Here is a 22,020-nt window from a genome sequence, read left to right as displayed (position 1 = left end):
TATTGACAGAAAAATGGTTTAAGACCAAAATCGTTTAAATGTTCACATAAAAAATTGCTGTTAAGCAAATAAAACTCATGCTTTTCGCAAAAACTTAATCACATTATTTTCTTAAAGGACTCTATATGAATACCGACATTATTATTTTAGGTGCCAACGGACGCATGGGAAAAATTCTTTGTCAGTTAGTTAAAGAAGATAAGGATCTTACGCTTGTAGGAGTTGTGTCTCGAAACACAGAAGATTTAAGTGTTAAGAACTGGGGTTGTCCTGTTAGTGCTAACCTTGAAGAAGCTTTAAGACAAGTTGACGACACAAAAAAGGTTGTTATTATTGATTTTTCTTCCCCTGCAAACAGTCTAAATGTGGCTCATACTGTCGCTAAACTTGGTGGCTGTCTTGTAATTGGTTCTACTGGATTTTCCAACGAAGAAAGAGCCGAACTTAAAGAACTGGCAAAAAAAACGCCTATCTTTTGGTCGTCTAATATGAGCATAGGAGTTAACGCTCTTTTACAGAACCTTCCCGGTTTGGTTAAAGCTCTTGGTTCTGATTATGATATTGAAATTATGGAAATTCATCACAACAAGAAAAAAGACGCTCCGAGCGGAACAGCAAAAATGTTGGCAGAATGTGTTGCAACAGCTAAAGACATTAACCTTGACGAACACGTTGTTTACACCAGAGAAGGTATTAACAACGCACGTCAAAAAGATGAAATAGGAATGCAAGCATTGCGAGGCGGTGATGTTATCGGAGTACATACTGTTTATTTCTTGGGATCCGGCGAACGTATAGAAGTAACCCACCACGCACATTCAAGAGAAACTTTTGCACAAGGGGCTTTAAGAGCGGCTAAGTGGCTCATCAAGCAAAAACCCCAAACATTATATTGCATGAAAGATTTACTTTAATTTATCATATCTTAATCTATTGTTAAATTTAGTTTTTTATATCAACAAAAGTTTCCGCCTGTTTGCTTAAATTCTTTCAGTCGGAAACTTTTGTCGATTAGTGTTTATGATAATTAATATTATTTTATGCTTGTTATATTTTATTGATTTTAGTATAGTCTATAACCAAACTATATAAAAAAACATTGCAAAACTCGGTTTTGCGTTCTTTGTTCATCATTTTATGCTTTGTTTAGACACCGCATAAAATGCCTTAAGGCACAAAAAAATTCATTTCACAGGAAAAATAAGTTTTTCTTATTCGTGATTTTTGGAGTGTCTTTCTAACGAAAGCCTCTTTGAGTCTATTGTTCAATATTTCATATCAATATAACACCTGTGTTAAATGTATTAAAAAAACTAAACTGTTAGTTTTAATAAAAAGGCATTTAAACAAAACACCTTTGATTAAATATATCAACTATCGCATTATTAATATAAAAATCGGGTATACTTAAAAATGTTACGTTATTTTGTTGGCTCTGTTCACCGAACTCTTACAATAATACTCTTGCTTGCAACAGTACCGGCATTGTGTATTATTTTATTTTCGGGGGTACAACAAAGAAGAGCGATTATTCAAGGCTCTAATCTGCGAGCGGAAAATATCACCAACACATTAAGTAACCAACAAGAACAAATATTTAACCATGTAAGAAACCATTTTTTTTTATTATCTCAAGCAAGCCCCGTGCGCGACCTTGACTTAAACGCCTCACAAGCCCTCTTGCACCAGCTTACAAATGAAAGTAAAATCTATAACAATCTCTTGTTATATGATACTCGCGGTAACTTATTAGTCTCAGGGGTAGAAGGCGAAGCCACTCCGGATGTGGTTGATGTGCCTTTTTTTGTAAACGCCTTACGTTATCGAGATTTTGTCATAAGTGGCGTTGACGTAATAAGCAGGTATGGTGGCGATGCCAATTTTCCTGTATTATATGTAGCTTATCCTGTTTTAGCAAAAGACGGACAAATCGTTGCCGTTTTAGTTGGGGCAATACAAATTCCCGCACTTCAGCGTTTTATCGGAGATGGCATAAGACTCTCAGAGGGTGCATATATCGAACTTATTGATTCACAAGGAAAACTCATTTCCTCATATCCGTATAATCCTGAAATGATGCCTGCCGATAACGTTCCGCCAAGTATGTGGTGGAGTTTAAACCCCAATAAAGATAAAGGGCAAACCGTTGACCCTCAAACTCAAAGAGGAGAAGCCGACGATATTATAATGACTTTCTCCAACTTAAATTTAGATGCTGTACCCGGTTTTGATATTCACCTACTCTTTTCTTTGCCGCAAGCTCCAATTTATGCTGATGCCAACGCCCTTTTATATCATACTTTATATCGCTTTATAATCGCTTTCTTGTTGACCTTGATTTTAGCACCGGGAATTAGCTTCTTTTTATTAAGAAGACCCACCTACCGCTTAATTTCTGCTGTTAACTCTTTAAAAAACGGCGATTTTGATAACCTAACATCAATCAAAGACCCGATTATAGAATTTAAAAATATCGCCGTTGCCTTCAACAATATTTCAAAAACGCTAAAAGAGCGTACAACCGAGCTTAATGAGGCAACAGAACAATCAGAAAGTGCCATAAAAGCAAAAAGCGAATTTTTGGCAAATATAAGTCATGAAATGCGAACTCCTATGAATGCAATTATAGGACTTGCACATTTATGCATGAAATCTCCACTCACAACAAAACAACTCGACTATCTGCAAAGAATTCATTCCGCCGGCCATCAACTTTTAAAAGTAATTAACGATATTTTAGACTTCTCTAAAATAGAAGCCGGAAAAATGGATCTTGAACAAATACCTTTTGATCTTAACCTTTTAATCAACGGTATTATAAATACTCATGAAGAACGTGCAAAACAAAAAAAGCTTAATTTTACTTTTTATGTAGATAAAAATATTCCGCGTTCGATAATAGGCGACCCTCTTCGCCTCGCTCAAATATTAAATAATCTCTTGGAAAATGCCATAAAGTTTACAAATAGCGGTTTTGTGCGTTTAGATATAAGCTCTGCCGGAATATTTCAACACCAAGTTACTCTTGTTTTTGAAATTACCGATAGCGGAATAGGTATAGGAAAAGAACAATCAAACAAACTATTTACCGCTTTTTCACAAGCCGATACCTCATCAACCAGAGTCTTTGGCGGATCAGGTTTGGGCTTAGCTATCTGTAAACGACTTTTAACTTTGATGAAAGGCAATATAACAATTCACAGTCAAGCAGGAAAAGGAACAAAAATATTGTGTTCTGCAACCTTTAAATTAACCAAACAAAACGTTGCTGCCCTAAAACCAAGCCACCACCTCGACATAAAAACGTTAATCATTGATGACGATGACCTTAGCAGAAAATCAATGAAAACAATTCTCTCTAGTCTTAATTATACGGCATACGGCGTAGCAGATACAAGCGAAGGGTTAACCGAGCTTAAAAATGCCGATAAAAAGAATATGCCTTATGATTTAGTTTTAATTAATTGGCGAATGCCAGACTCAGACAGCCTTGAAACAACAAAAAATATTAAAAAAAATCTTGGATTAAACAAAATACCGACTGTTATCTTCTTAACAACATACAACAAAAAAGAAATAACAGACAAAGCCAAAACGTTTGGAGTAGACGGATTTCTGCATAAACCTCTAGACGGTTCAATTATTAATGACACACTCAGCTCTTTAATAAAACAAAATAAACTTATTGATCAAACAAACTCTAATGCGGAAGAACTAGAAGAAATACCAAAAGACCTCAAACGCATCGTACCAGCTAAAACAACACCCACCTCACAAAACAATAACCTGATTTTATTGGTCGAAGACAACCTTATAAATCAAGAAATTGCTGTCGACATATTGGAAAGCGCTAATTATAAAGTATTAATTGCCAATAATGGTCAAGAAGCCCTAGATATATTAAACGATATTTATTCTAAAAACAATAAAGTAAGCGTCGTCTTAATGGATCTGCAAATGCCCGTTCTTGGTGGAATAGAAGCAACAAGAAAAATAAGAGCCGACAAAAGATTTGAACTCTTACCTGTTATTGCAATGACTGCCTCAACTGATGACTCAGAAAAAAGAAAATGCCAAGAAGTCGACATGGACGGATACATAGGTAAACCTTTTGATGTTGAACAATTATTTGAAACTTTAAATATTTGGCGAAATGGACGAGAGATAATTAACCCCCAAGAAACAGAATTAAAAACTATTATCCTACAAATTATTCAATTATTAAAAAATGACGACTCGGAAGGAGCTGTTTTGTTTAAACAAAATTTATCTAAATTAAACAAAGAATATCCCAATGACATACTGCAAAACATATTGAAAAACATAAACAATATAAATTATGATTCTGTTATCGTTATGCTTGAAGAATTAATTAACTCTCACTAACCAAACTTTAATTTACCACAATTTACAATAGACAGTTTACAAATAACACGCTAAAAATAAACTTAACCTTTTATAAAACAAAAATACTTAACAATTAAGCACTTAATAATATCGGTAGAACAACGTTATGAAACTATTTTCAGGCTCCATAAGTAAAATTTTATATTTTATAGTATTGTTAGCTGTTATTCCGGCTGCTATAACCATTGTATATTCAAGCATAGAAAGCAAAAATATTTATATGCAAGACGTAGACAACAGATCAAGCGACCTTATCTTGACTGTTGGAACACAAAATCAGCTTTTAGTCGAAAACACTAGAGTATTATTAAAAACGTTATCTCAACTAGACGAAATACAAGAAAAAAATATTGCCTTTTCTACCAATATTTTACAAGCCCTGGTTGACCAATATCCAATTTACAACAACATATTTTTAGCTGACAAAGATGGCTATGTCTTTGCATCAGGAGTAGATTGGAAACCCGGCATCAACATAAAAGATGAAGATTCTTTTCAAAACGCTGTCAAATCAGGTGATTTTAGTATTGGCAACCTAAAACTTGACAATATTTTAGAAAAAAACACACTCCACTTTTCTTATCCGATAAAAGATAAAAATGGGGAAATTACTACAGTTATAATAGCCAGCATACAACAAAACACCGGTGTTATCGATTATTCTCTTCTTAATTCAATAAAAGGTGCAAAATTTACACTGATAGACAGAAACGGTGCAATAGTCTCAAGATATCCACCGGAACAAAACCAAAAAGACGAAGATAACGCCGAACTGGCATTTCTTTCTTCTGAGCTTTGGGATAAAATCAAAAATCAAAAAGAAGCTTTTGGAAAATTTACGGAAACAGATAAAAACGGAGAAAAGATAAATATAACTTACGAACGTTTAACTCGTCCGGACAATAAAAGATTATATCTTGCAAGCGTTATCTCTATTCCCGCAACTTCTATAAAAAACAACGCCAATACTTTTTTATGGCGAGACTTAACCGCACTTTTGGCAGTAACTGTTTTCACCCTGTTAACAACTTGGTTTTTAAGCCAAAAAGCACTGATTCAACCGCTTGTATCATTACTGCGTTCTGCACAATCTCTTGCCAAAGGAAACTTAACAACACGTTCTCACTTAGGCGGATTAAAAGGAGAAGTCGGAATACTTGCTCACTCTTTTGACGAAATGGCAGAAGCCCTCGAAGAGAGAACCAAAGAACTAATTAATGCAAAAATGGCCGCTGATGTTGCTAATAAAGCTAAAAGTGAATTTTTAGCCAATATGAGCCACGAAATCAGAACCCCGATGAACGCAGTTATAGGCATGGCTTATTTAGCTCAAAAAACAAAACTTACTCCTAAACAACACAACTATATTTCAAATATTTATTCCGCCGGAACTACCCTATTAGGAATAATTAACGATATTCTTGATTTTTCAAAAATCGAATCAGGTCAACTTACTTTAGACTATATCCCTTTTCGCCTCGATGATATTTTTGAAAACATCAGCGTTTTAGTTTCACAAAAAGCCAACGAAAAAGATTTGGAGATATTGTTTGTCATAGAAAAAGACGTTCCGCATAACCTTATCGGCGACCCTCTTAAATTAGGACAAATAATCACCAACCTGATGAATAACTCTGTTAAGTTTACGGACAAAGGAGAAGTAATACTTTCCTGTAGGCTGGAATCAGAAGAAAAAAACAAGATAAAACTAATATTTAGCGTTAAAGATACCGGAATAGGCATGACCCCGGATCAACAAAAAAATCTGTTCAAAGCTTTTACTCAAGCAGACGGGTCAACAACAAGACGCTTTGGCGGAACCGGACTTGGTCTTACTATTACCAAGCGCCTTGTTGAAATGATGGAAGGAAGTATTAAAGTCAAAAGCGAAATTGGTCAAGGAACGGAAATCAGCTTTGATGCCTTGCTTGAAAGAGGTAATGAAGACTTACAGGTTCAAAAAACCGCTCTTCCGGCGTTACAAACAAATATTTTGGTTGTTGACGACAATAGTGCTGCTAGAGAAGTTTTAACAAGTTTGATTGCGGGCTTTGGCTTTAAAGTTAATAGTGCGGCATCAGCAAAAGAAGCTTTTCAAATGCTGATAAAAGCAGATCAAGACGACCCCTTCCAACTTGTATTTATGGACTGGAAAATGCCGGAAATTGACGGTATTGAAGCCATGACCCATATTTTTCAAAAACTTAACCTTAAATCACAACCGAAAATTATTCTGGTTACGGCTTTTGGGCGTTCAGAAGTACAACAACAAGCCGAAGACGCCGGAGCATCAGGTTTTTTACATAAACCTATTAACCAATCGGTTCTGCTTGATTCTATTATGTTCGCTCTAAGTAACGAAGACCAAGATCCAGACTCTATAGAAACCCAGGGAAACACCGGACTACAAAATGAACAATTAAGTGAAATTAATACCAGCGATATTAATTTCACCGGTGCAAAAATATTGTTGGTTGAAGATAACCTTGTAAACCAACAAATCGCCGTCGAACTATTAGAAGATGCCGGCGCGACCGTTACTATCGCAAACAACGGACAAGAAGCCATAGATATGCTCTCTAACTCAAACGATCAATATAATCTTATATTGATGGATCTTCAAATGCCGGTGATGGACGGATATGGAGCCACAAAACAAATACGCAAAGATCAAAGATTTAGCAAATTGCCCATAATCGCAATGACTGCACACGCATTGGTTGAAGAGCGTCAACGTTGCCTTAATGTCGGAATGAATGATCATATTTCAAAACCAATTGAAATTAATCGTTTTTTCTCTGTTATTGATCATTGGCTGAAAAAACGTCATTTTGTACCAACAGAAAAACAAACAAAAAAAGAAGTTACTGAGCTTGCCACATCGGTGCATCCTACCGATAAGACCCTACAAAAACCTTATGATGTTACAACAACATCAAAAGGAACAAATATTGCCAAAGTACAAGACAAAACAGAACCAACAACACAAGAACAGGCAATCGCAAATAACGCCAAACTTATGAAGGGAATTAATATAGAAAAAGCCCTTGCAAGATTAGGCGGGAACCTAAAGCTTTATAGAAAACTCGCAGAACAATTTATCAAATACAACGGAAATGCCCACGAAGAATTACGTTCTCTGATAGAAAATAATGATAACTCTGGTGCTGAACGGCTGGCACACACGGTAAAAGGTCTTGCGGCCTCTCTTGGTGCAGACGAATTATCAAGTATCTCCGCCGAACTGGAACACGCCTTAAAAGAAAACAGTACGACAACAAAAGAAGAAATTCAAAATATGTTAAGTAAAAATGATCTTATTTTTGAAAATATTTGTATCCAACTAAACACATGGCTCAACCCAACAGAAGAAACTGCACAAAAAACGCCAGAAACTCCTGAAGAGCTCAAATCAGAGCTTGTAAATCAAACAATAACCAAAAGTCCGGAAAAAATTATAGACCAAACAAAACTAATTACAATTTTAAATAAACTTGAGACTCTTTTAAAAGACGATGATTCTGAAGCGATACAAGTTTTTGAAGAAAATACTCAAGAATTAAAAACTCTCTTTTCTACGACTGATTTTCAATTACTCTCTGAAAAAGTGCAACGTTTTGACTTTGAAGAAGCATTAGAAATTATTCATAATAACACACTAAAACAATAAATTAGGGATATTGAAAATGTTTATCGTAATATATGAAGGCGACTGTGTCGGTTGCGGAGGGTGCGAAGAAGTTTGCCCAAGCGTCTTTATAATGAACAGTAATGGAGACAAAGCTCTGGTTATTGCACCGGAAAGCACCGCTCCTTGTGTTAAAGAAGCTATTGCGATCTGTCCCGCTGATTGCATTGAAATGACTTAGCCAGAATAATTGGTCCATCATTGAACTGGTGCCACTAATACTTTACAGGCTAAAATACAGGCTAAAATTTTGTTAAGTTAATATTCCGATAAATTTTATACACAAATAAAAAAAACCACTCTGAAACATCAAAGTGGTTTTATTGTTTTTCGAATAATCTGTGGGTTACATGCGTGGAGCACGAGGAGTGCGAGGACGAGCTTCGTTAACACGAAGAGTACGTCCGCCAAAGTTTGAGTTGTCGAGAGCTTCTACAGCAGCAGTAGCAGTAGCATCGTCCATCTCAACAAAACCAAAACCACGGGCACGCCCTGTTTCACGGTCTGTTACGAGTTTAACTGATTGGACAGTGCCGTGTTCAGCAAAAAGATTGGCAACTTCTTCTTCAGTTGCAGACCAAGGGAGATTACCCACATAAATTGACTTAGACATAAAAATAAACCTCTTGAAAATTATGAAACCTAAACCGTGCAAACCATGTTCTGCAAACATCTGCTGAACTTCACGGACGTTTAACTTATGAATGAAAAGCGTCAAAAGGTCAACAAAAAATATACTAAATATGAGAAAAACATATAAAAATATATTAACAGAACAAATCAGGTATATAAAAAATAATGTTTATATTGAAATTAAACAAAAAAAATCATATAACACATATAATTGAATAGCATATTATAGCATATGTAATAAAAATTATTTTCAAAAAACTTGACATTTTTTTTCTTGAGAGATATTTTCTTAACAGATTAACTAAAAATTTAACAGTAATCTCAATTCTGTTATTAAGGGTCTTACAATGATATATCTATCAAACAACAACTTGTGGTGGCAAAACTTAATCAACTTGCGTTTTTCGCAGTCTTAAGTTGTACCCTGTAAAAAGTATATTCCCAAAGGCTGTGTTAAACCACAGCCTTTTTTTATTAACAAAATCAACAAACAAACTTTTAAAGGTAACATTATGATCTTAAATTCAACAACAAAAAATTCTCGCTTAAACTTTAAAAACAACACTTTTTCTTGGTGGTGGAATTACTCTATTGTAAGAAGTAGGGTCTAAACGATCGACCTTTAAGTTTATTTCGCTAAACCGCTTCTTACTAACCACAAGAAGCGGTTTTTTTATTGCTTTTAAACACTAACTATTAATAAAAGGATTAATCAAATGAAAATCAGCTTACAACAAAAAGCTTCTATCTTAGAAAGCGATTTAGAAACGCCCGTTGGTTTATTTATGCGTTTAGTCGGGGAAAAATACGGAATATTATTGGAAAGTGCCGCTGTTGACGGAACTTGGGGGCGTTATAGTATCATCGCCACAGATTTTTTATTACATATCAATAATAATGATGATAAATTAGATTTAGACATTTTAGATAGTCGCTTTGACGAGATGAAAGAACTTATCGGCTTACCCTTTGTCGAAGGTTTAAGAACACTTATAAAAACACTTGAAATTAAACCCGATCAAGAGATTTCACCCCAAGCTCCGATCACAAGAGCATTATACGGATATTTAGGATACGGGCTTGTTTCTTTGTTTAACCCCAAATTACAAACAAAATTACCCGCAAAAGATGCCTGTCTTGGTTTAGCCTTGCCCGGAACAGTTATTATTTTTGACCATATTTATAATCGAATTACCAAACTCTCTCTCTTAGACAGCAAGATAAAACTCAAAGAAGCGAGCAAAAAACATTCAAATATTCCAAGTAATTATCACAACAAAGATACAATAAAAGAAGAATATATCAATAACGTTATACGTGCAAAAGATTTGATAAATCAAGGTGAAGCCGTTCAACTCGTTTTATCCGCACATTTTCAAGCACAGTTAAAAGAAGATACCTTTACTTTATACCGTCGTTTACGTCGTTTAAACCCTTCTCCTTATATGTTTTATATGAACCTGCCTGACGGAACACTTTTAGGTTCTTCGCCTGAATTAATGATTTCCTGTGATGGCGGAAATTTACGCCTTTGTCCTATCGCCGGAACAAGACACCGCAGCGACGACTCTATCGAAGACGCTCTCTTGGCAGACGAGTTACTCTCAGACCCAAAAGATCAGGCCGAACACGTTATGTTGGTGGATTTAGGACGTAACGATCTTTCAGAAGTCGCCGAAATAGGTTCGGTTAAACTTGAACGCTATATGGAATTAGAACGTTTTTCTCATGTAATGCACTTAACTTCACGCATTCAAGCAAAATTACGTTCCGACTGTGATGCGGTTGATGTAATTAAAGCGACCTTTCCCGCCGGAACAGTTAGCGGAGCCCCTAAACAAAAATCTTTTGAATTAATTGCCGATTTGGAAAAAATACCAAGAGCTGCATATGCCGGAGCAATAGGCTGGATAGGTCTGGACAAAGATGCCATACACCTTGATTTTGGCATCGCCATTCGTAGCCTATGGGCAAATAAAAATAAAATATACTGGCAGGCAGGAGCAGGCATTATTTCTGAGTCAAAACCCGAAGCAGAATGGCAGGAATGTCTGAACAAATCAAAAATCATGAGAACAATTCTTAATGATGTCAAATAATTAATTTAAAATTGTAAAAAAGAGCAAATCATTCAACACAAATAAAACAAACGGATAATAAAAAAATGTTTATAATTATTGATAATTACGATTCTTTTACTGCTAATTTGGTTCACGCTTTTGCCGAGTTAAAGCTTCCATATTTCGATAAAGCCAAAGTAATACAAAATGATGATCCAAAGTTATTAGCTTTAGCCACAAACAAAGACTTAAAAGCGGTTTGTTTAAGTTCCGGCTTTAATCGCCCGGGGAATACAGGTTTTTGCAAACAATTTTTAAGTAGCCTACCTAATAATATACCGGTTTTGGGAATAGGGTTAGGGCATCATATACTTGCCGATTTTTCCGGTGCAACGCTTATTCCGCAGATCATGCACGGTCGCCAAGTTTTTGTTTCGCATGATGGAGAAAGCCTGTTTAGAGGAATATCGCCTAAAATGGTTGCCGGTTTATATACATCATTTAAAATAAATTCAGACAATAACCCTGAGTTTGAATGTATCGCCAGTTCCGAAAAGTTTCCTTGTCTGGCGTTAGCTTATAAAAAACGTCCTTGGTTTGGGATACAATTTAATCCTGAGTCGGTTTTAACGCCGCAAGGTGGACGTATTTTAAAAAACTTTGCCGAGTTTAGCTTACAAATACAAAACAATAAAACACCATATTTACTAAATGAACAAAAAAATAACCTTGAAACAACCGAGTTAAAAGAAAGATCCGTACCTGTTCCAATTAATGAGATACTCGAACAACTGGCAAGAGGGCAAAACCTTGCGGAAGATACGGCGTATCAGGTTTTTTCTCGCTTAATGGACGGAGAACTCAGCAATACACAGGCGGCGACCCTACTTTTAGCCTTACGCATGAAAGGCGAAACCCCTAGCGAGTTGTTTCAGGCTATGAACTGTGTGCTTGATAGAAGTGTGGAAATTCCTCATAAAGATAAAATTATTAAAGAAACGGTGATAGATATTGTTGGAACAGGTGGCGACGGACATTCGTCTTTTAACTGTTCAACAGGAACAGCCCTAATTCTTGCCGGAATGGGACACAAAGTTTTAAAACACGGCAACCGTTCTGTTTCTTCTCGTTGTGGAAGTGCTGATGTTTTGGAAGTATTAGGAATTCCGCTAAATCTGCCTCCCGAAGATATTTATCCTCGGCTACAAAAAGATAAATTTGTTTTTCTATTCGCCCCACTCTTTCACCCAACCTTTAAAAACGTAATGCCTATCAGAAGAGAACTCGGAATTAGAACCATGTTTAATATTTTAGGACCATTGGTTAACCCCGCTCGCCCACCTTATTATATGATAGGTGTACCAAACCCTGAACTCTTACCGCTCTTGGCGGGGGCATTAAGTTTAGATGGACACAGTCAAGGAGCCGTAATCTGCGGTTGCGGAAGTTATGACGAACTTACACCAATAGGACCGGCACAAGTAATCTTTGTTGAAGGTTCCAAAATGCAAGCTCAAGTTTTAGATCCTAAAGCTTATGGTTTTAAACCTTGTACTCACGAAGATTTAAAAGTTACAGACCCGGAACAAGCCGCCCAAGTTTTAAAAGAATTATTACAAGGAAAAGGTCCAAAAGCCATGCAGGACATGCTTGCCTTTAACGTCGGTTTAGCCTTACATATTTTAAACCGTAGCAAGGCAATCACAGTATGCATGCAAGAAGCCAAAGACGCAGTAAAAAGCAGCGTCGGAAAAAAATTTATTTCAAATAACACAAAGTAACGTATAAGAAATTTTTATTTAAAAGGAAAAAATAATGTTAAACAAGTTTCGCATAGCCAAAGAAAAAGAAATAAACGCATTAAAAATACTTGAAAAAGAAAATAAGTTGCCAACGCCTTATCAAAATATACGTCCTTCTTTTACAAACAGTTTAAAAAATAAATATCCAACGGCAATTATCGCAGAATATAAAAGAGCTTCGCCTTCTTTGGGCGATATAAACTTAAATATCAGCCCTGAAGAAGCCGTTGAAAAATATTTTTCCGCCGGAGCCGCCGCTATCTCAATTTTAACCGAAAGCGATTATTTTAAAGGTGATTTAGATTTTTTATTTAGAGCAAACACAACAGGCTTACCATTGCTAAGAAAAGATTTTATTTTGTCGCCGTTACAAATTATCGCAACCGCCTCCACACCGGCTTCAGCCGTTTTATTGATTGTACGCATGTTAAATGATCATGAATTTGAAGAATTGCTAAAACTTTGTGCCGAATTTAAACTCGAAGCGGTTTGTGAGGTTTTTGATTTAAAAGACTTGGAAAGAGCAAAAAAGTTTAACGCTCAAATTATTCAAGTAAACAACCGAGATTTAGATCGACTAAAAATAGACCTTGAAACTTCATCAAGACTCATTACACACAAAGAAAACGGTGAACTTTGGATTAGTGCCAGCGGAATTTCAACACCTGAAGAATATAACAAGTTAATATCTTTAGGTTTTGACGCTGCTTTAATTGGAAGTGCGTTGATGAAAGGGAATAATCTAACAGCAACTTTAAGTACGCTTTTAAGATAATATCTCTATTCACAAAAAATAATTAATTCAATCTATTAAGGATTAACAAGGCGTAAAGAGTGATCAACAACCTCAATACGCCTTTTGTTTTATTGAAATATTTAAAGTAATTTAAGAGTCGACATAATACGTTCGGCTTCTTTTTTACGCACATCAGTTTCATTAATATTTTTAGTTAATTTTTCTCTTTTTAAAGGGTCAATAAAAACAAAAGTCTGATATTTATCTTCCGGCTTAGAAATCAGTTCATAGCCAAAAACCGCCACGGAATACCACTCTTCTTTAGTAGCGTCCTCAAAGTATCCAGAACTAGATTCAGTCAATAAAATATATTCTACACATGAGACAGAATTAAAAACTTTTTCCTCAGAAGCAACAATCTTTTTATAGCCACCCGCCTTAGTCGCATTTTCATAGAAAAGCTTCATGGTTTCTAAGCGTTTACCGGGTTTATGCGTATCACTTTTGGGAATACTGAGAACGTATACCCATGCCTCAGGCACAGTCCACGTGCTATATTTCACATACATAAGTTTATCGTTTATTCCAATTCTCTCTTTATTTGAATCAAGATAGACTTTATTCTCGATAAAATAACCACAGGCATAGCCTTTAGGCACTTTCAAAGAAAAATCACCACAAGAAAGCACCACCGGACCAAATTTCCCCTTAAAACTCCCGTTCTCTCTTGCAAATGCCTGATGAGCGACAAAAAAACATAAGACAAATATAAAAAAGCACAATAACTTGCTCTCTTTTAAAACCATCACAGACTCCTCACATTAAAATCATACAAAAAAACGTTTTTTATAAAAAAGACAAAAAAATATTAACGCAAACTAAATCTTTGTCAAAATAAAAAAAACAGAGAATAATATACTGATATTACAAAATAAAATATTATAAACAGCTACTTTTTTTTGAGAATTTTCAATAAAAAATCATACTACACTCATCACCTACTTGTGAAAATAAGTAGACTTTTCTTTAAAGTATATATACAATAAAATGAATAAATACACATAGTTAAGTCAAGGCTATGTACTTTTTATCACAAACCAATAGAGAGGTGTCAAATGAATCAACAAGGAAGCAGCAATACCACTGCTATCGATGGAATTATGAAGGCTATTCCCGGTGTTTTACTTTTTGTTTCGGTTGCAGTTTTTGCATGGTACATCACACCAAAAATTACAGCTCTACACCCAGCAATCAAAGCTCTTAGTATCAGCAACTTTATCGTAGCGATTCTCTTGGGTATGTTGATATTAAATACAGTTGGCGTTCCTGAAATATTTAAAGCTGGTTTAAAATTCTCTACTATTTTAACAAAAACCGGTATTGTGGTTATGGGTGTAAAATATTCTTTTGAAAGTCTTATTAAAACAGGTTCTGAAGCCCTAATCATTATTGCAATCTTCCTTTTTAGTTCAGCTATTATCCTTATGTTGCTTTCCAGGAAATTAAACATGCCACCCGCACTAGGTGCCTGCCTTGCCGCCGGCTTATCTGTCTGTGGTGTATCTGCTGCTATTGCGATTGCCCCTGCTGTGCGTGCTAAAAATGAAGATATGGCATACACCATCGCCGTTGTTCTTATGTTTGGTCTTCTTGCCCTTATTGTCTTCCCTTACATTGGAACTTATTTTGGTCTTTCTGCTAACCAGTTTGGGGCTTTTGCCGGGGTCGGAATAATAAACTCAGCTCAAGTGCTCGCTGCTGGTGCTGCTTTTACTGATGCCACGGGAGTTAATGCTGCACATATCGCTGGTGTTTATAACATTGGACGAGTTATGTTCTTGCCTATCGTTGTTCTTATGCTTGCGATGATGGTTGCCACCCAAGACGAAGAAGTTAAGGATCACATGGCAGGCGTTAACAAAATGCAAATGATTATTGACAAGTTCCCCGTATTTGTATTTGGTTTTATTGCGGTTGTTTTACTTAACACCTTTGAATTTTTTACAAAACCAGAAGTCAAACAAGCCACAGTATTTATGGACTGGTGCTTCCTTTTAGGTTTTGCTAGTATTGGTCTTACGACACGCCTTGCAGATATTAAAGCCGCTGGCTTATCTGGTTTAGTTTTAGGCTTCGTTGTAGCAACAATAAAAGCGGCTCTTGCACTATTTGTTGTACTAACATTCTTAAACTAAGGAGAACATTATGTGGAATAAATTATCTAAAAGCAGACGCCAAGACATTGTCGTGATTGTATGTGGCATTAGCTTGGTATTAATCGCAAAGTTGGTTGTACTTTTGTCAACACCGGCTTTACCACCTCAATAATAATGAGTTGCGTAGCTTATTTTATCGGGAAAAATATCCCGAAATATAGCGACTATGATTTTATCTTGAAATATGCTCAAGCCAATCAAGTACAAATACTCGGATTTTATGTTTGTCCTATCGATTTACAACATTACGGACGAGTAGACACTTTGATCACTGCCGGAGCGGCATATGACTTTATCAAATATGTTGAAAAACAAGATATGACAACCGCACAAGAAGTTTTCAAACCACTAATTGACTTTTTAGAACCACATTCTATTTCTGTTTCAATACAGGTTATTTACGGCGATAAAGGCGTAAAAGAATGTCTTACAAAATTAAAAGAAAATTATGCAAAACTTCTGGTGCTTCCAAGTAACTTAAAATAAGATTAAAATCTTTTATATCCAAATAAAATAACAGCTTATACTCTTTTGCAGTGTAAGCTGTTATTTTTATTAGTGGTGATTAAACTCATATTTTCTTGCTAAATTTATCAAAAATCATTATTCAGTTTTTAAAGTTTTATTATTCAGCAAATAGTCAAACTTAAAATTTCAGCAAAACAACATAAGGGAAAACAATTACAATGGAACAACGTCTTAATTTAATCGCCAACCCCGCTCCTCTGGGTTTATTTGGTTTTGGCATGACCACAATTTTATTAAATATTCACAATGCCGGGTTTTATCCCCTTAATGTGATGATTATGGCCATGGGCATTTTTTATGGCGGAATGGCTCAAATTATTGCCGGAATTATGGAATTTAAAAAAGGTAATACTTTTGGTGCATTAGCCTTTACTTCTTACGGTTTTTTCTGGTTAACTTTAGTATTTATCTGGACAGCCCCGGGGCTTAACCTGCCTAAAACAGACCCGCTTGCACTCGGTTGGTATTTATTTATGTGGGGGCTTTTTACTTTTGTGTTATTCTTAGGAACATTACACGGTAATACCATTGGCAAAATGATTTTTGGTTCTTTGGTTATTTTATTTTGGCTACTCGCCGCACACAACTTTACGGGAAGCGAAACCTTACTCACCATCGCAGGGTACGAAGGTATTTTTTGTGGTTTTTGTGCTTTTTATGAGGCTGCCGGGATTATCTTAAACGAAAAATTCGGACGTGTAGTTTTACCATTGTAGGTGTATAGCTTTATGATAAAAAAATTAAGAATATTTCACAATAACCTCAAAGTTGTTTCCGTCAGGAAGCAATCCTAAAAGCACGAATCATAAATTTAGGTTGGCTTTTCATACCAGTATACTTAGTGGTTTTGGGTATCGCCCCTGAAAAAATGGAGAATTTATGTTTCCATTCAAATGAGTGGTTTTTGTAACTTAAGATATTTATGCTGCACGCAAAAAGAGCATAAAACGATGACAAAGAACGCAAAACGCAGGCTTTACAATTATCTTACTAGAATAAAAAGAATACAAAAAAGCACAAAAAGTATCTTTAACAAATACTCTTTGTGCTTTTTTCTTTATATCTCTATATAAAGACCATTGCAACACTCTGTCTTGCGTTCTTTATCATCGCTTTATGCTATCGTCGTAATCCAAAAAAAACACTCATTTTGCAGGAAAATTAAATTGTCCTTATTCGTGGTTCTTGGAGTGTTTTTCTAACGAAAGACACTTTGAGCCTATTGGCGATAGTCTCTATAATAACTTACTTTTTGTTTAAGCCAAGTTTCGTTACAACAGCCTGAGCCGCCGCCAGAGTAAACGCCTCTTCTGATAATTCATCTTTTACTTTTTGTTCAAGTAACAAACTAGGTTTATTACATAATTCGCTTTTTGCTTTAACCTGATAATCAGCAGGGAAATTATCAGTAAAATACATATTTTGGAAATCAGCAAACTTCAAAGCGTGTGCGGTAGCGTCTAAAACAGCTAACTCCTCAGGTTTCACTAAGCCACTCGCTAAAGCCTTTTTATAACCGGCGAAGCATTCTCCGCCTTGAGTACAAGTGATATGACCGTTGCGATTAGCGGTTAACATAGCGTCCATTATTTCTTGTTCGCTAACCTGAATAACGTTAAAGCTCGCTTCTCCGCCAATTTCAATAAAACGCTCGGCTAGTTTTTGCACTCGGGGGAACGACACCGGGTTTCCAATCATGGCGGCTTGTGCCACACTCGGCGTTGTCTTCACGGCTTTAAATTGGCGTTTTGTTTTATCTTCGGCGTAATAGCGAAACACAGGGTCAGCGTGGCTTGACTGCACACCAAATAAACGAGGTAATTTTTTAATAATGCCAAGTTTATGAAGTTTAAGAAAACCGGACATTAACGCCGTAATATTGCCGGCGTTACCAATAGGTACAAAGACACAAATATTGTCTAAATTCCAATCATACCACTGAGCCACTTCATAGGCATAAGATTCTTGTCCTAAAATACGCCAAGCATTTTTTGAATTTAACAAGGCCACACGATAATTTTCAGCCAGATATTCAACAACTTTCATACAATCATCAAACACACCGGGAAGTTCTAAAACCGTTGCTCCGCTACCTAAAGGTTGAGACAATTGTTGAGCCGTAACTTTACCATGCGGTAATAAAACAACTGAACGTATCGCACCGCCCACATAAGAAGCATATAAAGCGGCGGCGGCGGAAGTATCGCCTGTGGAAGCACAAACGGTTAAAACTTCGCTCCAACCATGTTTACGCACCATAGCTTTTAAATAACTAAAAGCGAGAGCCATACCTCTATCTTTAAAAGAGGCACTCGGGTTTTGCCCGTCATTTTTATAAGCAAAACGCCCGCCTATTTCTTTTTGTAAAGCAGGAGAAGCTTCGATAATCGGAGTGTTTCCTTCGCCTAAATAAACAATATCTTGTTCTTCTAAAATTGGAGCCATTAATTCATAAAAGCGAAAAATACCACGTAAAGCAGTATTTTTTGTGGCTGCCCTTTGGTCAAAACGCTCTTGCCAAGCTTTGGCATTATCTTGTTTAAGAGTATCTTGGTTTAAATCTTCCAATAAAAATACTCCGCCACACTGAGGGCAAGTATAGAGCAATTCATCAGCAGGAAAAGTTGCGGAACAAGACAAACAATTATATTGCATACGTCCACGATATTTAGGAAAAGTATTCATCTTTATATTTCAACCCCTTAAAAATTAAGATTTCATTTATTTTTTTATTTTAGCCAACAACATAATCATATAAAGTTAGATATATTTTGTAAAGACAAGCTTTAACTTTAATTGTCTTCATCTTTTTTCGTTTTAATCCAAGGTTTTTCATCGCCATTTAATAAACGCTGAATATTGTCTTTATGCTTGATAAAAACAATGGCACTAATAATTAACGCCAAAGGCAAAAGGTCGTATTTGCCTGAAACAGCTAAGGCAATAGGTAGCAAAGTAACCAAAACCAAAGAGCCAAGCGAAACAAAACGAGTTTTTAAAATAACCAAAATACAGACAAGTCCGGCAAAAAGTAACTGCCAAAACGCCAAAGGAATAAAGACTCCAACGGTTGTGGCAACAGCCTTACCACCTTTAAATTTTAAAAATATCGAACGAGAATGCCCAACAATACAAGCTAACGCAACCAAACTTCCAAGCACAGCATCGGAAGACATATTAAACGTCTCTGCCATGCGATTAAATCCATATGAAATATAAACACCTTGAGAGAACCAAACAGGTAAAGCACCTTTTAAAGCATCACAAAATAAAGTTAAAAAACCATATTTTTTACCACATAAGCGGGCAACGTTAGTAGAGCCGACATTACGACTGCCGTCTGTGCGTGGGTCAATTCCACAAAATACTTTAGCGATAATCAAACCAAAAGGAATAGAACCTAAAAGATATGCCCCAATAATCCAGAGTAATCCACTCCTCTCCAAGAACAACTCCAATGACGACATCTTTTCTCCTCAAACAAAATTCATCTAAAGCTAGTTAAAGTTTATCAAACGTACTTCAGCTATATTGATTTCATTAGCTAAAGGATTGATACGTGTAAGGCGAACTAAAACATTTTGCCCAAGCACTATTTGCGAGTCAAAGCTACTGCGTTTTCCTCTAACAATAATCTGAGCCGTATCTAAAGACACAAAAACAAAATAATCTCTTATATCCGTAATAGTAGCCGGCTGCCAACAATCTTCGTTGTTTACTTCATTTGCCTGTTTTAACGCAAGCAATTTTAAATAGCGAGTCCTAAATCGTTGTAACTGCATAGTGGCATCTGTATGACTAACCAAACTGCTAGATATTTTCTTTAATTCTTCCAAGCTTAACAGTTTAGGTTTAAGATTTAAACTTGATAAATGTTCGGATAAAGCAGGGTCAAGAGAACACAACTTAGCTATCAGTTGATATTCATTAATTAAATCAACATAACGCCTAAGCGGTGAACTAAAAGTGGCATAAGCCTCTGTTCCAATTCCAATATGCCTTTTGGGACTAAGTTCAAGTTGAGCCCCGCTTAAACCTTTAACAATACGAGCAATATCAGCCGGTTCTTTCCAAACTCCGGCATATTCATCAGGAACTTGTACATCTTGGGTACGATAAAACAAAGGCAATTCATTTTCTTTTGCCCATTTTGCCAATGCACTGTTGACTAAAATCATTAATTCGCCAACCAGATCAAAGGCTAAAGGATTTTCAACCGCAAGCCCAACACTCACCTTAACTTTATCCAAAGCAGCCCACGTCTTACTTGATTTTAACGCTTCAAGCTCTTCTACTCGAAGACTATTAAAATAAAAATTCGTTACCGCTTCTCCGTCTTCTGTTGTGATTTTTATTTCAGTTTCGGGTTTTTGAATAATAACAGCACCATTGAAAATACGTTTTGCATTCAGCTTGCTTGCCAAATTATTCACTCGGTGCAACATTTCAAATCTATTTAACAACGTTTTGTCAACAAGTTTGCTTTCAGGCATACTGCCTTGCTCTTTAGTCGCTTGATTTAAAACAGTCTCTACTTCTTCAAAACTCAGACGAGCCGCAACTTTAATTAGTCCAAACGTTGGTTTACAAGATAAAACTTCACAATTGTTATTTAGACAAAGTTCAACCAATAAAGCCGGACGTTTTTGCTCCGCTACTAAACTTAAGAGGTCTGTTGCCAACTCAATCGGCAACATATGGAAACTGCCTTCCGGCAAATAAACACTACTCGCTCTAAAAAAGATTTGGTTAATTAAAGAGAGCTGATTGCCATGAAAATTTTCAATCTGTGTTGCGACATCAAAAAACAAAGCCGGACACGCCAAGGCAAAATAAATTTTAAACCCAACTTCATTTTCTTCAAGATAAAAAGCATCATCAATATCCAAAGTACTTTGGCTATCTATACTGACAAGTTTTGACCAAGGAGAGTTTTCGCTTTGTGTATTGTCCTCTTGCAAGCACGCAATCTGTTCAGCCGAAAATAATGCCTCTTGTTTTGAAAAAAAATCAATTTTTTCTTTAACTTGTTCAAGTTCCGCAGAAAAATTTTTGTTCCACTCAAAGTTGGGGTCATATCCGGCACGGTCAAACCAAAAATTATAATGACTCGGCAATAAACCCCATGCTTGAGCCAACTGCAAGGGTAAGTGTTGTCCGTCTCCCAAACTTTTTGTAAGTTTACGCCATAGCTCGTTTTGTTCTTTTTTAAGCGGAGAAGCAACGGCTTCCTGCAGCAGTTCAAACAAAACTTTCACAATTTCAGGTTCAAGAGTAAACTGTTTTAAAACATCAGATAACGAGCGATTTCTTAAATGTACTTCCCACAACGCTTTAAAAAAGTTTTGCCCTCTTTCAACTAAGCTTGCTTGCAACTTTTCCGTATTTTCTTTAGCAAGACGTGCTTCCACCTGTTCATTAGAATACAATTCAAACACAGGCGGGTTAAATTTAAAATGAGTTTTACACTGCAACAAAACTTGTCCAACGGCGGCAACTCCATCTGCCAGCCAGTTTTCAGCTATTTTGTCAAAGGCAAGTTCGGCAAACCATTCGGCAGACGCAATTTTTTCTTCGGCATGGCTTAATTCCCAAAGCAAAAGCGGATTAATACCTTGAGTTAAAGACTGTCTGCGTTTTTGGTGCAAACGCAACAAAGCAAAAATATCTTCTTTACTTTTTTGTGCGGAATATTCAACTCTTCCCCAAGGTAACACACGCCCCAAAGGCATATTGATTTCTCGTGAGTTTAAAGCCAATAAACGTACTTTATTTTCTTCTATTTCCAAAACCCAAGCCTGTTGCGGAATATTATCTTGTAAAAATTCTACTACGGTATTTATTTTTAAAGGTTTTGGAGTTAAATTATCATTCATTCATCATGCCTTGGGTCAAGGTTTTATTACCTGCAAGTATATTTAAGATTGTTTTTATCAAAAAAATTATTTTG

General features: G+C 36.0%; 16 protein-coding genes. 11 read left to right on the top strand and 5 right to left on the bottom strand.

Annotated features, from left to right (window positions below; genetic code table 11):
• Nucleotides 1–125 precede the first annotated feature (125 nt).
• The 4 genes from dapB (at nt 126) to BT999_RS01370 (ending at nt 8,276) form a co-directional block, all read left to right on the top strand.
• Complete coding sequence (gene dapB, locus BT999_RS01385; RefSeq protein ID WP_072695720.1) at nt 126–914, top strand: 4-hydroxy-tetrahydrodipicolinate reductase; 789 nt, start codon at nt 126–128, stop codon at nt 912–914.
• 499 nt (nt 915–1,413) lie between these two features.
• Nucleotides 1,414–4,386, top strand: a complete 2,973-nt coding sequence (locus tag BT999_RS01380) for a hybrid sensor histidine kinase/response regulator (protein ID WP_072695718.1) — start codon at nt 1,414–1,416, stop codon at nt 4,384–4,386.
• Between the two features lie 127 nt (nt 4,387–4,513).
• Entirely contained in the window at nt 4,514–8,077 is a 3,564-nt protein-coding gene (locus BT999_RS01375) for a response regulator (protein ID WP_072695716.1), read from the top strand.
• A gap of 16 nt (nt 8,078–8,093) precedes the next feature.
• The gene (locus BT999_RS01370) at nt 8,094–8,276 is read left to right on the top strand and encodes a ferredoxin (protein WP_072695714.1); all 183 of its coding nucleotides are present in this window, start codon (nt 8,094–8,096) and stop codon (nt 8,274–8,276) included.
• A 165-nt stretch (nt 8,277–8,441) separates the two neighbouring features.
• Here BT999_RS01370 and BT999_RS01365 read toward each other — a convergent pair whose 3' ends face one another.
• Complete coding sequence (locus BT999_RS01365) at nt 8,442–8,708, bottom strand: RNA recognition motif domain-containing protein (RefSeq protein WP_072695712.1); 267 nt, start codon at nt 8,706–8,708, stop codon at nt 8,442–8,444.
• Nucleotides 8,709–9,444: 736 nt separating this feature from the next.
• On the opposite strand from BT999_RS01365, the gene BT999_RS01360 reads away from it, so the two are divergent.
• From BT999_RS01360 to BT999_RS01350, 3 genes are all read left to right on the top strand, one after another.
• A complete protein-coding gene (locus tag BT999_RS01360) occupies nt 9,445–10,827 on the top strand; it encodes an anthranilate synthase component I family protein (protein WP_072695710.1) in 1,383 nt (460 codons plus the stop codon).
• 65 nt (nt 10,828–10,892) lie between these two features.
• Complete coding sequence (gene trpD / locus BT999_RS01355) at nt 10,893–12,569, top strand: anthranilate phosphoribosyltransferase (protein ID WP_072695708.1); 1,677 nt, start codon at nt 10,893–10,895, stop codon at nt 12,567–12,569.
• A gap of 34 nt (nt 12,570–12,603) precedes the next feature.
• On the top strand, nt 12,604–13,365 hold the full coding sequence (locus BT999_RS01350) for an indole-3-glycerol-phosphate synthase (protein WP_072695706.1): 762 nt from the start codon (nt 12,604–12,606) through the stop codon (nt 13,363–13,365).
• A gap of 101 nt (nt 13,366–13,466) precedes the next feature.
• Here BT999_RS01350 and BT999_RS01345 read toward each other — a convergent pair whose 3' ends face one another.
• A complete protein-coding gene (locus tag BT999_RS01345) occupies nt 13,467–14,132 on the bottom strand; it encodes a hypothetical protein (protein ID WP_072695704.1) in 666 nt (221 codons plus the stop codon).
• A gap of 294 nt (nt 14,133–14,426) precedes the next feature.
• Here BT999_RS01345 and BT999_RS01340 point away from each other — a divergent pair, with 294 nt between their 5' ends.
• The 4 genes from BT999_RS01340 to BT999_RS01330 all read left to right on the top strand — a co-directional run bounded on the left by BT999_RS01340 (nt 14,427) and on the right by BT999_RS01330 (nt 16,786).
• Nucleotides 14,427–15,521 (top strand): YeiH family protein, encoded by a 1,095-nt coding sequence (locus BT999_RS01340; RefSeq protein WP_425429654.1) that lies wholly within the window; start codon nt 14,427–14,429, stop codon nt 15,519–15,521.
• 10 nt (nt 15,522–15,531) lie between these two features.
• Nucleotides 15,532–15,654 (top strand): hypothetical protein, encoded by a 123-nt coding sequence (locus BT999_RS12690; RefSeq protein WP_281246528.1) that lies wholly within the window; start codon nt 15,532–15,534, stop codon nt 15,652–15,654.
• Nucleotides 15,655–15,656: 2 nt separating this feature from the next.
• On the top strand, nt 15,657–16,028 hold the full coding sequence (locus BT999_RS01335; protein ID WP_072695700.1) for a hypothetical protein: 372 nt from the start codon (nt 15,657–15,659) through the stop codon (nt 16,026–16,028).
• 200 nt (nt 16,029–16,228) lie between these two features.
• A complete protein-coding gene (locus tag BT999_RS01330) occupies nt 16,229–16,786 on the top strand; it encodes an acetate uptake transporter (protein ID WP_072695698.1) in 558 nt (185 codons plus the stop codon).
• A 529-nt stretch (nt 16,787–17,315) separates the two neighbouring features.
• Here BT999_RS01330 and thrC read toward each other — a convergent pair.
• The 3 genes from thrC to BT999_RS01315 form a co-directional block, all read right to left on the bottom strand.
• Nucleotides 17,316–18,755 carry a threonine synthase gene (gene thrC / locus BT999_RS01325; protein WP_072695696.1) on the bottom strand — a complete coding sequence of 480 codons (1,440 nt, stop codon included), beginning with the start codon at nt 18,753–18,755 and terminating at the stop codon, nt 17,316–17,318.
• 107 nt (nt 18,756–18,862) lie between these two features.
• Complete coding sequence (gene plsY, locus BT999_RS01320; RefSeq protein ID WP_072695694.1) at nt 18,863–19,537, bottom strand: glycerol-3-phosphate 1-O-acyltransferase PlsY; 675 nt, start codon at nt 19,535–19,537, stop codon at nt 18,863–18,865.
• Between the two features lie 30 nt (nt 19,538–19,567).
• Nucleotides 19,568–21,946, bottom strand: coding sequence for a ribonuclease catalytic domain-containing protein (locus BT999_RS01315; protein ID WP_072695692.1), 2,379 nt, complete (start codon nt 21,944–21,946; stop codon nt 19,568–19,570).
• Nucleotides 21,947–22,020: the final 74 nt, after the last annotated feature.

Origin of the sequence: Desulfovibrio litoralis DSM 11393 (assembly GCF_900143255.1) — a bacterium.
In the GTDB taxonomy this organism is placed as follows: Bacteria; Desulfobacterota; Desulfovibrionia; order Desulfovibrionales; family Desulfovibrionaceae; genus Frigididesulfovibrio_A; species Frigididesulfovibrio_A litoralis.
This window is presented reverse-complemented; position numbering and strand designations above follow the sequence as displayed.